The sequence below is a fragment of the Nocardia sp. 852002-20019_SCH5090214 genome (genome assembly GCF_001665865.1).
Classification (GTDB): Bacteria; Actinomycetota; Actinomycetes; order Mycobacteriales; family Mycobacteriaceae; genus Nocardia; species Nocardia nova.
Genome location: NZ_LZMK01000211.1, coordinates 1 through 13,916 on the forward strand (window position 1 = coordinate 1; position 13,916 = coordinate 13,916).

At 69.0% G+C, this 13,916-nt stretch carries 11 protein-coding genes and 1 pseudogene; 4 read left to right on the plus strand and 8 right to left on the minus strand.

Going from position 1 to position 13,916, the window contains the following annotated elements; genetic code table 11:
* The 5 genes and pseudogenes from A5780_RS41020 to A5780_RS16595 form a co-directional block, all read right to left on the minus strand.
* Window positions 1-338 (minus strand): annotated as a pseudogene (locus A5780_RS41020) (hypothetical protein); the annotation flags it as partial.
* Window positions 331-939 (minus strand): Holliday junction resolvase RuvX, encoded by a 609-nt coding sequence (gene ruvX, locus A5780_RS16580; protein WP_082857441.1) that lies wholly within the window; start codon window positions 937-939, stop codon window positions 331-333. The pseudogene A5780_RS41020 and the gene ruvX, both read right to left, overlap by 8 nt.
* A complete protein-coding gene (gene alaS, locus A5780_RS16585) occupies window positions 939-3,605 on the minus strand; it encodes an alanine--tRNA ligase (protein ID WP_064908890.1) in 2,667 nt (888 codons plus the stop codon). Before alaS ends, ruvX begins: the two co-directional genes overlap by 1 nt.
* Window positions 3,606-3,668: 63 nt before the next feature.
* The gene (locus A5780_RS16590) at window positions 3,669-5,012 is read right to left on the minus strand and encodes a replication-associated recombination protein A (protein ID WP_082976513.1); all 1,344 of its coding nucleotides are present in this window, start codon (window positions 5,010-5,012) and stop codon (window positions 3,669-3,671) included.
* A 29-nt stretch (window positions 5,013-5,041) separates the two neighbouring features.
* Window positions 5,042-5,632, minus strand: a complete 591-nt coding sequence (locus A5780_RS16595) for a helix-turn-helix domain-containing protein (RefSeq protein ID WP_030513962.1) — start codon at window positions 5,630-5,632, stop codon at window positions 5,042-5,044.
* Window positions 5,633-5,699: 67 nt separating this feature from the next.
* Between A5780_RS16595 and A5780_RS16600 the strand changes: the two genes are divergently transcribed.
* On the plus strand, window positions 5,700-6,659 hold the full coding sequence (locus tag A5780_RS16600; protein ID WP_082976514.1) for a TauD/TfdA family dioxygenase: 960 nt from the start codon (window positions 5,700-5,702) through the stop codon (window positions 6,657-6,659).
* Window position 6,660: 1 nt separating this feature from the next.
* Here A5780_RS16600 and A5780_RS16605 read toward each other — a convergent pair whose 3' ends face one another.
* Window positions 6,661-7,830, minus strand: a complete 1,170-nt coding sequence (locus tag A5780_RS16605) for a phosphotransferase family protein (RefSeq protein ID WP_030513960.1) — start codon at window positions 7,828-7,830, stop codon at window positions 6,661-6,663.
* A gap of 249 nt (window positions 7,831-8,079) precedes the next feature.
* On the opposite strand from A5780_RS16605, the gene A5780_RS16610 reads away from it, so the two are divergent.
* Window positions 8,080-9,147: a hypothetical protein gene (locus tag A5780_RS16610; RefSeq protein ID WP_064908892.1), complete on the plus strand. Its 1,068-nt coding sequence runs from the start codon at window positions 8,080-8,082 to the stop codon at window positions 9,145-9,147.
* Window positions 9,148-9,160: 13 nt separating this feature from the next.
* On the opposite strand, the gene A5780_RS16615 is transcribed toward A5780_RS16610, so the two are convergent.
* Both A5780_RS16615 and aspS read right to left on the minus strand, forming a co-directional pair.
* Window positions 9,161-10,135: a DUF389 domain-containing protein gene (locus A5780_RS16615; protein WP_064906038.1), complete on the minus strand. Its 975-nt coding sequence runs from the start codon at window positions 10,133-10,135 to the stop codon at window positions 9,161-9,163.
* A 138-nt stretch (window positions 10,136-10,273) separates the two neighbouring features.
* Window positions 10,274-12,058: an aspartate--tRNA ligase gene (gene aspS, locus A5780_RS16620; protein ID WP_063018883.1), complete on the minus strand. Its 1,785-nt coding sequence runs from the start codon at window positions 12,056-12,058 to the stop codon at window positions 10,274-10,276.
* A 306-nt stretch (window positions 12,059-12,364) separates the two neighbouring features.
* On the opposite strand from aspS, the gene A5780_RS16625 reads away from it, so the two are divergent.
* Both A5780_RS16625 and A5780_RS16630 read left to right on the plus strand, forming a co-directional pair.
* Window positions 12,365-13,264, plus strand: coding sequence for a neutral zinc metallopeptidase (locus A5780_RS16625; protein ID WP_030513956.1), 900 nt, complete (start codon window positions 12,365-12,367; stop codon window positions 13,262-13,264).
* Between the two features lie 98 nt (window positions 13,265-13,362).
* Window positions 13,363-13,911 carry a hypothetical protein gene (locus tag A5780_RS16630; RefSeq protein ID WP_082976515.1) on the plus strand — a complete coding sequence of 183 codons (549 nt, stop codon included), beginning with the start codon at window positions 13,363-13,365 and terminating at the stop codon, window positions 13,909-13,911.
* Window positions 13,912-13,916: the final 5 nt, after the last annotated feature.

A 13,916-nucleotide genomic window follows, 5' to 3' on the forward strand; every position in this document is an offset into this window, starting at 1 on the left:
ACTACCTGACCGGCGAGTTCGCCGAACGGCTCACCTCGGGCGGCGTCTTCGTACATTCGGCGCCGTGGTCGGTCGGGGTCGGGGTAGTCGGGATCCGCGTATCCGGCGCCGGCGAGCTCGTGGTCATAGCGAGCGCCGTACCCGGCGGCGGTGTCGGCGTAGTGCGCGGCCGGCTCGTCCTCGTCGACGTAGCGCGGGATGACGGCGGTGTCGTCGTCCTCGTAGTCGTCCCACTCGTCGGTGGCGCTGCGATGCGCACCACCACGCCGGTAGCGCCGCTGCTGCTCGTCGGCGCGCCGGCGCGAGCGTTCTCCGGCCCGCGACCAGCGGTCACTCATCCGACCACCTGGCCTCGTCTGCACCGGCCGAGTTCAACACCGCACTCCGTTCGTCCAACCACCCTTGCAGGATCGACACGGCGGCCGCCTGGTCGATCACCTGCCGCCGGCCGCGCGCGCGAACTCCACTGTCCCGCAATGCACGTGCAGCTGACACCGTAGTCAAACGTTCGTCGGAAAGTCGTATCGGCACACCAGGAATCATGTTCCGCAAACGTCGCGCGAACCGGGCGGCCAGCTGTGCCGACGAGCCGCTGGCCCCCCGTAATGTCCGTGGTAGACCGACGATTACCTCGACCGCTTCGTATTCCCGCACAATCTCGGCTACCCGGAGCAGATCGGTTGCCGGACCGCGTTTTCCACCCTTGACGGTCGGCACCGTCTCCACCGGGGTCGCCAGAATCCCGTCCGGGTCACTCGCGGCGACTCCGATGCGCACGGTCCCCACGTCGATGCCGATCCGCCGGCCGCGGCCGGGATCGGTCCGCGCGTCGGGGCGTTCGGCCGGGATGTCGTCCGGCCGGGCGGCCCCGGCTTCCGGAGCCGCCCCCGATCGGGACGGCTCCGGTTCCGAAGGCTCCGAATTCTCGGAATGGTCCATCAGGCGGCGATCTCGGCCACCCGCGCGCGCACGCCGGCCAGGCCGGCCTCGATACCGGACGGGTCGGAGCCAGCGCCCTGCGCCATCTCCGGCTTACCGCCGCCGCGGCCCGCGATACTCGGGCCGAAACTGCCGACCAGCTCACCGGCCTTGACGCCGAGCTCCTGGGCGGGCTTGTTCACCGCGACCACGAACGGCACCTTGCCGTCGGCATTGCCGAGCAGAACGACCACCGCCGGCTCGCCGCCGAATCGGCCGCGGATATCGGTGGCCAGGGTCCGCAGATCGCCCGCGCCGACGCCCTTGGGGGCGGCGGCCGCGACCAGCAGCACCTTGCCGACCCGCTGCGCCCGCTCGACGTAGGCACCCGCCTGCGAGAGCACGGCCGCGGCCTTGGTGCGCTCGAGTTCCTTCTCGGCGACCTTCAACCGTTCCACCAGTTGCTCGACCCGAGCCGGCACATCTTCGGAGGGCACCTTGAGCGAGGCGGCCACACCGGCCAGCAGGGCTCGCTCCTTGGCCAGGTACTTGTAGGAATCCAGCCCGACGAAAGCCTCCACGCGGCGCACGCCGGAACCGACCGACGATTCGCCGAGCAGTGTGATCGGCCCGATCTGCGACGAGTGTTCGACGTGGGTACCGCCGCACAGTTCCATCGAGAACGGCCCGCCGATCTCGACGACGCGCACCTCGGATCCGTAGTTCTCGCCGAACAGCGCCAGCGCGCCCATCGCCTTGGCCTTGGGCAGATCGGTGACGAAGGTGTTCACCGGGAAGTCCGAGCCCACCGCATCGTTGGACACGGCCTCGATGTCGGCCTTCTGCGACTCGGACAGCTGGCCCTGCCAGTTGAAGTCGAAGCGCAGATAGCCGGGCTTGTTCAGCGAACCGGCCTGCACGGCGTTCGGGCCCAGCACCTGCCGCAGCGCGGCATGCACCATGTGCGTGCCGGAGTGTCCCTGGGTGGCGCCACGCCGCCACGCCGGATCGACCTGGGCGAGGACGGCATCGCCCTCGGTGATCCGACCGCGTTCGACGGTGGTCTTGTGCACCCACAGCTTCTTGGCGATCTTCTGCACGTCGTTGACGCGCAACTCCGTGCCCGACGCCGTGAGGGTGCCGCGGTCGGCGATCTGACCACCGGATTCGGCATAGAGGGGACTGCGATCGAGGATGACCTCGACGTCCTGCCCGGCGGTCGCGGTGGGGACCCGGACACCATCGGCGATGAGGGCGAGAACCCGCGCCTCGGTGGCGAGCTCGTCGAAGCCGGTGAATTCGGTGGCGCCGCGGTCGACCAGTTCCTTGTAGATCGACAGATCGGCGTGGGCGTGCTTGCGCGCCTGCGCATCGTCCTTGGCTCGCTGCCGTTGCTCGGCCATGAGCGTGCGGAAGCCCGACTCGTCGACCTCGAGCCCGGCCTCGGCGGCCATCTCCAGGGTCAGATCGATCGGGAAACCGTAGGTGTCGTGCAGGGTGAACGCCTCACTGCCCGCGATCGTGCGCCCACCGGTGGCCTTCACCTCGGCGACCGCGTCGTCGAACAGCTTCGACCCGGTGCTCAGCGTCTTGAGGAAGGCGGTCTCCTCACCGACGGCGACGGTCTCGATGCGGGTGAAATCGGTGGCCAGTTCCGGGTACGAGGGCGACATCAGCTCGCTGACGACCTTCATGAATTCGCCGATCACCGGCTTCTCGGCACCCAGCAGCCGGGCCGAGCGCACGATCCGGCGCAGCAGCCGGCGCAGCACGTAGCCGCGGCCGTCGTTGCCGGGATTGACGCCGTCGGCGATCAGCATCGCCGAGGTGCGGGCATGGTCGGCGATGACCCGGAAGCGCACATCGTCGGCGTGTTCGACGCCGTAGCTCTTGCCGGTCAGCTCCTCGGCCTTGGAGATGATGGGGCGCAGCAGATCGGTTTCGTAGACGTTGTCCACGCCCTGCAGCAGCATCGCCACGCGTTCGATGCCCATGCCGGTGTCGATGTTCTTCTTCGGCAGCGATCCGACCGGCGGATAGCCCAGCTTGGGGCTCTGCTCGCCGCGGATGTCCTGCATGAACACGAGATTCCAGATCTCGAGGTAGCGATCCTCGTCGGCGACCGGGCCGCCCTCGGCGCCGTATTCCGGCCCGCGGTCGTAGTAGATCTCCGAGCACGGCCCGCCGGGACCCGGCACGCCCATATCCCAGTAGTTGTCCTTGCCGTCGCGGAACTGGATGCGCTCCTTCGGGATTCCGGCGACGCGATGCCAGATCTCGGCGGCCTCGGGATCACTCTCGTAGGCGGTGACCCAGATCCGCTCCGGATCGAAGCCGAATCCGCCTTCTTCCTGAGATCTGCTGATCAGCTCCCAGGCGAAGGTGATCGCGCCTTCCTTGAAGTAGTCACCGAAGGAGAAGTTGCCCGCCATCTGGAAGAACGTGTTGTGGCGGGTGGTGACGCCCACCTCTTCGATATCGCCGGTGCGCACGCACTTCTGCACGCTGGTCGCGCGCGAGAACGGCGGCGCCTCCTGGCCCAGGAAATACGGCTTGAACTGCACCATGCCCGCATTGACGAACAGCAGGTTCGGGTCCGGCAGGATCAACGAGGCACTCGGTACCTCGGTGTGGCCGGCACGGACGAAGTGGTCCAGGAAACGCCGTCGGATCTCGTGGGTCTGCACGAATATCCAGCCTACCGGGCGCGGTCCAGCCGGTTTTCAGCGGTCGTGCGGCGCGCACCCGGCTCAACGACCTCGGACGATGCGGCGCAATTTGGTGACCCGCGGCCCGATCTCGCGCTCGTAGCCGTGATCGGTCGCGGTGTAGTAGTCGGCGCCGACCAGTTCGTCGGGCGGGTACTGCTGCGCGAGGATCCCGTCCGGGTGGTCGTGCGGGTATTTGTAGCCCTGCGCGTTGCCGAGTTTCGCCGCGCCCGCGTAATGCCCGTCGCGCAGGTGGGGCGGCACCGTGCCCGCCTTACCCGCCGCGATGTCGGACATGGCCGCGCCGATGGCCGCCGCGACCGCACCCGATTTGGGTGCAGTGGCGACGTGGATGGTCGCGTGCGCGAGCGCCAGCTGCGCCTCCGGCATACCGACCAGCTGGACCACCTGCGCGGCGGCGACTGCGGTCTGCAGGGCGGTGGGGTCGGCCATGCCGACGTCCTCGGACGCCTGGATCATCAATCGCCGCGCGATGAAGCGCGGATCCTCCCCCGCGCTGATCATCCGGGCCAGATAGTGCAGCGCCGCGTCGACATCCGACCCGCGCAGCGATTTGATGAACGCGCTGATCACGTCGTAGTGCTGGTCGCCGGCACGGTCGTAGCGCACCGCGGCCTTGTCGACACTGGCCTCGACCAGATCCACGTCCACCGTGCCGTCGAGCGACGATTCCGCCGAGGCCTCCAGGGCGGTGAGCGATCGGCGCGCGTCGCCGCCGGCGATGCGGACGATGTGGTCGAGCGCCGCCTCGGTGACGGTGTACTGCCCGGCCAAGCCTCGCTCGTCGTCGATCGCGCGACACAGCACGGTGCGAATATCGTTGTCCGACAACGACTTCAGCTGCAGCACCAGCGATCGCGACAGCAGCGGCGACACCACCGAGAAAGACGGGTTCTCCGTCGTCGCCCCGACCAGCAGCACCACCCGGTTCTCCACCGCGGCCAGCAGGGCGTCCTGCTGGGTTTTCGAGAACCGGTGCACCTCGTCGATGAACAGCACGGTCTGCTCCCCCGCGAGCAGCCGCCGTCGCGCCAGCTCGATGACCGCCCGCACTTCCTTCACACCCGCCGACAACGCCGACAGCGCCTCGAAGCGACGGCCGGTGGCGGTCGAGATGAGGGCGGCCAACGTCGTCTTGCCTGTCCCGGGCGGGCCGTAGAGCAGCACCGATGCCGCGCCGGATCCTTCGATCAGCCGGCGCAGCGGTGATCCGGGGCCGAGCAGATGTTGCTGACCGACCACCTCGTCCAGGCCCGCCGGCCGCATGCGCACCGCCAGCGGGGACATCCGGCCCGCCGGCGGTAGTGCGGTGGATATGCCGGACGACTCCTCCACCTCCGGCGCCTCGAACAACCCTTCGCTCACGCCTCGACGGTACCGATGAGCACCGACATTCAGGACGAGGTGGGGTCGGGACGCAGAATCCGCGCGGCCTGCGCCTCGATCGACGCGCGCAGTTCGGCGTCGGTCAGCTCGCGCAGGCCCGCGGCGCTGCGCAGGAACGGCTCGAGCAGTTGCCAGCCCATGGCGAACGCGGCCAGATGTGCCACCGCCAGTCCGGCGGCGCGGTCGCTGTCCATCTGCGGCCGCAGGTTCTCGATGAGCATCGCCATCACCGGGAACTGTTCTTGCAGCTCACCGACCGGATAGCCGTCGAGGATGCAGCGGGCCAGCACGGTCAGATGCCGGCGCAGCCGGGGATCGGTGGCGGTGAGCTGTCCGGCGGCGGCCAGTGCGCCCGATTGTTCGCCGAGATAGCTCAGCACGGCTCCGACCAGCTTGTCCTTCGCACCGAGATGCCGGAACACCAGGCCGTGGTTCACCCCCGCACGGTCGGCGATATCCCGGATCGAGGTCGCGGCCGGGCCGCGCTCGGCGAACAGGTCGGCGGCGGCCTCCGTGACCGCCGCGACGACCGCCGCACGACCGACCGGTCCGGCGCCGGAGTCGTCGCGACGCGGAGTCGATGGCGGGTTCTCGGACATCGGGCTACAGTAGCGAATACCGGCGTAGTCAATTGACTACAGTCGCCCGATCGCCGAAGGAAACGCCATGACGCACACCACCGCCGCGGAGGCCGAACCGGTCGCCCACTACGGCGTGAGCTCGTTCCCACTGCCCGAATTTCCGCTGATCGCGGGCCCGTTCACCCATCTGGTCGCCGAGCGTGACCGACTGGCCGCGCTGCGCTGGCAGCATTTCGACGCGCGGCAGGCCGGCGTCACCCTCGGCGCGGAGATCAGCGGCGTGGACCTGACCCGGGAGCTGCCCGCGGAGGTGATCGCGGAACTGCGCCGGGCACTGCACGAGTACAAGGTGCTGTTCTTCCGCGATCAGCCGCTGACCGCCGGGCAGCATGTCGCGTTCGCGGCGCGCTTCGGCACGCTCGAGGTGCATCCGTTCATTCCGTCCAACACCGAACAGCCGGAACTGGTCCGCTTCGAGAAGACGCCGACCATCGCGGGGGTCGAGAACATCTGGCATCACGACGTGACGTGGCGGCCGCAGCCGTCCATGGGTGCGATCCTGCACGCCGTCGCCGTTCCCGCGATCGGTGGCGACACCCTGTTCTCGGATATGTACGCCGCCTACGAGGCGCTCGATGCCGCCACCCGCGCCGAGATCGACGACCTCACCGCGACCCACGACTACACCCGGGCATTCGGCCGCGGGCAGACGACCGAAGCGCAGGAGGCGATGCGAGCACAGCATCCGCCGGTCAGCCACCCGGTGGTGTGCACGCACGAGGCGACCGGACGCCGCCACCTCTACGTCAACCGGATCTTCGTGGACCGCATCGACGGCATGGATCCCGAGGCGAGCCGCGAGTTGCTGGACCGGCTCTGCCGCCAGGCCGACTATCCCGAACACCAGGTGCGGCTGCACTGGGAGCCCGACACCGTCGCCTTCTGGGACAACCGGGCCGTGCAGCACTATGCCGCCAGCGACTATTGGCCGCAGACCCGGATCATGGAACGAGCCTCGATCGTCGGGCCGCGCCCGGCCCGCTGAGTCACTCCTCCCAGAGTTCCTCGAGGGTGGCGGAGACATGCTCGGCGAAGTCGCCGAGCGTGTCGTCGCCGGTGCAGCGCGCATCCTCGGCGAGGGCGGCCCAGCGATTGATCAGGGCGGCCGAGCGCGGCACCGACAGTCCGTGTTCGCGGGCCGCCGCGATGCGGGTGTGATCGGCGGGCAGGAACCAGAACGTCGTCAGCCAGACCCAGATGAGCCGGGCCTCGAGGATGCGTTCGGCGAGCAGATCGTCGTCGGCGAGGGCCGGCCACACGCCCACGACCTCCGAGCGCCAGGCCTCGACCATCTGATGCGCCCGCTCGCGGGAGAGTTCGAAGTCGCACAGGCAGCCGGGGAACGACACCAGCGCGTAGGCGATATCGAGCGTGGCGTCGCGGAAACCGCCCCATTCGTAGTCGAGGAACCGAGCGCCCTCGTCGTTGAGGATCACGTTGTCGGGGCACAGGTCGGAGGGGCTGAACGCGCGGAAGCGGCCCGCGGAGAAGAGGCGATTGCCCCGCACGATGCGCTCCGCGATCTCGCCCGGCACGTCGATGCCGACCTCACGGGCCAGCATTCCGGGGACCTCACCGATCGCGGCCTCGGCCTGCTGGGCGATCCCGTCGACCCGGTGCACCACCTCCACCCGCCGCAGCAGCGCCACGAAATCGGCCTCCCGGCCGACCGTTGCGGCGTGCATGCGGCCCAGTGCCTGCGCGAACGCCATCTGGGCGTTGCGGGTGGCGGGTTCGGCGCCGGTTTGCAGTACCGAGGTGAGCGACATGTTCTCGCCCAGATCGCTGAGGATCAGCAGCCGATCCGGCAGGCTGTGCGCCAGCAGATAGGCGCCGGGACGGTGCTCGCTGCTGAGCGCGGTGGTGAACTGATAGGACACCGCCTCACGCAGAAACGCCGAATCGATACTCGCGACCCCGGGTGCCAAACCACCGATCCGGCGCTCCTGGGCGGCGCCACGGACCTGTTTGACGATCAGGGTACGGGGAAGTGAGAACGAGTTCTCCGCTACGCGTACGCGCAGCACCGTCGTCCTGCCACTGCCGCTGAGTTCGATGGGATCGCTCAGCTTCACCGCAGCACCCATGCGCTTCGTGAGCAACTGTTGTGCCGCGGACACGACTTCGGCGGCGCGTTCGGCCAATAGTGCGGTCATCGCCAACCAAGTTACTCGCTCCAGGTCACTTTCAGCGAGCGGTTCGGCAACCTTTCGCGCGTCGTCGGCGTGTCCCCGCCGAGCGGCTGCGACCGGACCGAGATGCTCATTACGCTCATCGTCGGCCGGGTCGCGGATCCGGCCGGATACCGCGGCCCGTCGCTTGACACGCCCGGCCGTGTCCGGTTGTGTCGAAATCTCAACTGCAGTGTGCCGCACCAGAACCCAGGTGATTCGAAAGGTCCGACGATGACCGACTCCCCGCAGTCCGCACCCCGCGACACCGGCGAAGGCGGTGAACGGCGACCGGAGAGCCGGCCCGGGCAGCATCCCACCGGTCCAGGACGACCAGGCGCCGGGACAGGCGAACATCCCGCAACGCCGGGCGGGCCCGAAATGGCCGGAGCCACGGGATATCCGCAGTTCGAGGGCACCGGGGCCCCGCAGTACGGCGCCTCCCGGTACGGCGGGGCGCCGGGCGAGCCGCCGCCGGTCACTCCGGGCGGGGTGCCCCCGGTGGCGTCCGGAGCACAGGGACAGCCCGGGCCCACCTACGGTCCGCCCGGCAGCGTCCCGCCGGGCGCCTATCCGCCGCCCGCCGATCCGACCTGGGGCGCACCGGATAACGGCATGCCGCCACAGGGCGCGCCCGGTTACGGCGCGCCGCAGGGATACCCCGGCGGACCGGGCTACGCCGCGGCACCGGGTCTCAATATCGGCCGGGCGCTCAGCTTCGCGTGGGATCGCTTCCGCGCCAATCCGATTCCCTGGGTCGCGATCACGCTCGTCGGATTCGTCGCCTATCTGATGGTGACGGTGGTGGTGAACGTCACGCATATGAACTCGCTGATGCCGGTGATGCTGATCGGCTTGCTCGCGGCGGTCGTGGTCTGGCTGCTGCAGGCGGCGATGATTCGCGGCGCGTTGTACGAAACCGACGGCACACCACCGGATTTCGCCTCGTTCTTCGGCTTCGTCAACGCCGGCAACGTGCTGATCACCGCGCTGCTCGTCTTCGTGGCGGCCTGCGTCGGCGCGGTGTTGTGCATCCTGCCGGCACTCATCGTCGGCTATCTGTGCATGTTCTCGCTGCACTACGTCATCGACCAGGACCTCGATCCGTTCAGCGCGATCAAAGCCAGTGTGCAACTGGTGGTCTCGAATTTCGTCCCGACGCTGCTGCTGGCCCTGACCGTCGCCGCGCTGACCATCGTCGCCACCGCACTGTGCGGCATCGGCCTGCTGGTGGTGGGACCGCTCACTGTTATCGCGGTCACCTACTCCTACCGGATGCTCACCGGCGGATTGATCGCCTGAGCCGGCCGCCGGCTCAGCGGTCGTCGCCGGACCACCAGCGCGCCAGCACATTCAGCCGCTTCGGACGTGGCGGGCCCAGCGCGTGCCCGTGGTGGGGACGCAGTTGCAGCACGATGATGCCCGCCACGACGATGCCGACCATGTTCACGCCCAGCTGGCCGATCGACTCGAAGGCCTTGTGCCATTCGCCGACAGTGGCGGCGACCGCGGCGAAACCCGCGGCCGGAATCGTCGTCACCGAGATGAACACCCCGACCAGCGCCGCCGACTTCGCGGTCACCAGCGACATCATCCCCGCCGCACCCGCGAGCAGCGCTACCACCAGTGAAAACGGCCCCACCTCGTAGATGAAGTCCACGTTGCGGATGGCGTGGATGCGATCGACGGTGATCCAGCCGAACTGTTCCCACACCAGTGAGGCCAGTGCCGCGATCCCCATCGCCACCGGGAAGCCGATCAGCAAGGCCAGGATCGAGCGGCGGGCGAGGCGAAAGTTCCTGCGCACCACCGCGACCGCGATGGCGGCCAGCGGCCCGAACTCGGGGCCGACCACCATGGCGCCGACGACCGTCACCGGCGAATCGGTGGCCACACCGACGACGGCCAGCAGGCACGCGATCGTGATGAACGACAGGAATGTGGGGCTGAGCGTCGATTCCTCGTGGGTCTGGGCGAGCAGCTCCTCCCAGACGATCGCATCCGACGGATCGCCCGGCGCCGCCTCGACCGCGCGGTCGGCCGGGGTCGACAGCACCGTTTCCACCGGGGAGAGCATGATGCCGCCGTAGTCGTTGATGCCCAGCCCGCGCAGACCGGCCAGCACGTCGTTGGCGGACTCGCGCGCGATATCGGCTTGGACGAGATCACCGGGCGGTTCGACCGAGGCGCCGCGCTGCACGGTGATGAGCGTGGCGCCGGGCTCGGACCGCAGCGCGGTCACCGCGGCGTCGGTCGACTCCGGTGGGCACACCGCCCGCAGGTGCAGCACCTCAATCCCCTGTCGTCTGCAGATCGTCCGGCACCGAGTGGCGCCGGACGATCTGCAGACTAACCGGTGCGCGGCCGCGGCTGCCCCCAACCACGGCGGCGCTCACGGGTTCGGATCGAAGCGGTTCGCGGATCGGACCTACGTGGTCTTCGGCTTGCCGTGCTCGTCGAGCACCACGTCGAGCCCGGCTTCCTTGCGCTGCTGCGCGGTGATCGGGGCCGGCGCGTCGGTCAGCGGGTCCACACCGCCGCCGGACTTCGGGAACGCGATGACCTCGCGGATCGAATCCACTCCGGCCAGCAGTGCGGTGATGCGGTCCCAGCCGAAGGCGATACCACCGTGCGGCGGCGCGCCGAAAGCGAAGGCGTCCAACAGGAATCCGAATTTCTCCTGCGCCTCGTCGTGGCTGATGCCCATGACCTCGAACACCCGCTCCTGCACGTCGCGGCGATGGATGCGGATGCTGCCGCCGCCGATCTCGTTGCCGTTGCAGACGATGTCGTAGGCGTAGGCCAGCGCCGAGCCGGGATCGGTGTCGAAGGTGTCGATGGACTCCGGCTTCGGCGAGGTGAACGCATGGTGCACCGCGGTCCAGGCCGAATGCCCAAGGGCCACATCACCGCTCGCGGTGGCGTCGGCGGCGGGTTCGAACATCGGCGCGTCCACGATCCACACGAACGCCCAGGCGTCCTCGTCGATCAGGCCGCACTTGCGCGCGATCTCGCCACGCGCCGCGCCCAGCAGCGCCCGGCTCGACTTCTCCTCTCCGGCGCCGAAGAAGATGCAGTCGCCCGGCGCGGCACCGACGTGCTTTGCCAGCCCCTCGCGTTCGGCGTCGGACAGGTTCTTGGCGACCGGGCCGCCGAGGGTGCCGTCTTCGCCGACCAGGATGTAGGCCAGGCCCTTGGCCCCGCGCTGCTTGGCCCACTCCTGCCAGGCGTCGAGCTGGCGCCGCGGCTGGCTGGCCCCACCCGGCATCACCACCGCGCCGACATACGGCGCCTGGAAGACCCGGAAGGGCGTGTCCTTGAAGTACTCGGCACATTCGGTGATCTCGATGCCGAAGCGCAGGTCGGGCTTGTCGGTGCCGTAGCGGCGCATCGACTCGGCGTAGGTCATGTGCGGAATGGGGGTCGGGATCTCGTGGCCGATCAGCTTCCACAGCGCGACCAGGATGTCCTCGGACAGCAGGATCACATCCTCCTGCGTCACGAAGCTCATCTCCAGGTCGAGCTGGGTGAACTCGGGCTGGCGGTCGGCGCGGAAATCCTCGTCGCGGTAGCAGCGGGCGATCTGGTAGTAGCGCTCCACACCGGAGACCATCAGCAACTGCTTGAACAGCTGCGGGCTCTGCGGCAGGGCGTAGAACTTGCCGGGCTGCAGGCGTGCGGGCACCACGAAGTCACGCGCGCCCTCGGGGGTGGACCGCGTCATCGTCGGAGTCTCGACCTCGACGAACGCGTGCTGGGCCAGCACCTCGCGGGCCGCGGCGTTGACCTTCGACCGCAGCCGGATGGCGTGGGCGGGGCCCTCGCGGCGCAGATCGAGGTAGCGATACTTCAGGCGCGCCTCCTCACCGGGCTGATCGTCGAGCTGGAACGGCAGCGGCGCGGCCTCGTTGAGCACCTCGAGTTCGGTGACGTTCACCTCGATCGCACCCGTGGGCAGGTTCGGGTTCTCACTGCCGTCCGGACGCGCCTCGACCACACCGGTGACCCGCACGCAGTACTCCGCGCGCAGCCTGTGGGCCTGCTCGGCCGGCTCACCCTCGCGGAAGACCACCTGCGCGACCCCCGACGCATCGCGCAGATCGATGAAGATCACGCCACCGTGGTCTCGCCGCCGGGCCACCCAGCCGGTGAGGGTGACGGTCAGACCGGCGTGCTCGCTTCGCAGCGAACCAGCCAAGTGGGTGCGCAGCACGGGATTCCTTTCGACGACACGGTGCACCGGGCGCGGGATGACCTGGTGCGCCCCCATGGTAGTGAGACAGGTTCGGCGGACGGAAACCGATATCCGGCTCCCGCGTCCCGCCGGGTCGCGCACGCCTCGGCCCCGACGGCGGACACCCGCGGATCCGCCGTCGCGCCCGCGGGGTTCGCCGTCGGGGCACTCGGCGGCCACGAAAGCCACTCGGCCCTCGAGCCGCGGGCGCTCATGCAAAGCTGTAAAGGTTGTTTCGGCTGACCGAGCGCCGAGCAGCCCACTCGATCCACAGGAGCAGCAACGATGACCTTCAACGAAGGTATGGATATCGATCCGGACCGGGTCTCCACCGGAGGCGGAATGGGTCCCAAACTCGCCCTGGGCGGTGGCGGTGGCCTGATCGTGCTGATTCTGGCGGTGCTGTTCGGCGTGAATCCGGGCAATCTGCTCGGCAGCGGAACATCGGGAACGCAGACCGGCGGTGTCGACACTTCCGTTTGCAAAACCAACGGTGACGCGAACCGGTATGCGCAGTGCCGGGTGGTGCTGACCGCGCAGAGTCTCGACGGCGTCTGGGGCGGGGTGCTGCCGCGTCAGACCCGGGTGCAGTACACGAAGCCCGGTGTGACGCTGTTCACCGGCTCGGTCAACACTCGATGCGGCAATGCGACCAGCGCTGTCGGACCCTTTTACTGCCCGGCGGACCGCAAGGCCTATTTCGATACCGGGTTCTTCCAGGAGCTGCGGGACAAGTTCGGTGCGGCGGGTGGTCCGCTGGCCGAGGAGTACGTGGTGGCGCACGAGTTCGGGCACCACATCCAGAACCTGCTGGGCGACAGCGGCCGTGCCCAGCGCGATCCCAAAGGCCCCGACTCGGGATCGGTTCGCCTGGAATTGCAGGCCGATTGCTACGCGGGCCTGTGGGCGAGCTACGCGGACAAGACACCGGCGCCCGGCGGATCCCAGCCGCTGCTGAAGCCGTTGTCCGACAACGATATCCAAGACGCGCTCTCCGCCGCGGCGGCGGTCGGCGACGATCGGATCCAGAAGGCCGCCACCGGGCGGGTGAATCCGGAAGGATGGACGCACGGTTCGTCCACCGAACGGCAGAAATGGTTCCTGACCGGCTACCGGAACGGCCAGGTCGCGGCGTGTGACACCTTCTCGGCAGCGGATCTGAACAATCCGCCGGCCCTGCGCTGAGCGTGGGCGGCCAGCTCTTCGAGCGGGCGGGTCGCTCGGATGTCGGTAGCGGTGCGGTTCACAATGGTCGGCGAGACCGAGACGGGTGGAGGGCAGAAGTGAACACTGTGCGGGAATTCGGCGGTGCGAGACGAGGATTGCCGGGTGTGCGGGCGGCCGTGGCGGTATGCGCCGCGGCGCTGACGATCGCCGGCGGCGCGATGACCGCCGTGGCCGACGAACCCGCGGCCGGACTGTCGGTGGCTCTGACCACGATCCCGGGCGGGGAGCACGCCGGGGTGACCCCGGTCCCGACCCTGCTCGTCTATTCCGACGGGCATGCGGTCGACAGCCCCGACGCCGCCGATCCGGATCGTCCGGCCGACAAGGCACCGCGGCAGCGCAACGGACACGTCTCCCTCGACGCCGTCCACGCCGCCGCCGAGGACGCCAAGAAGCTGGCGGCAGCGGATCTGGGCATGCCCAAGGACGGCAACGGCGGATCCACCCTGCTCGACTTCCTGGGAGCCACACCCGACCAGGATGTGCATCTGGTGGTGTACTCCCCCGGCGGCACCGACGGACTCACCGACGCACAGAAGGCCGACCGCAGCCGTTTCGCGGACCTGTGCAAGAAATTGGTCGACGCCTTCGTCGCCGACCGCTGAGCCGG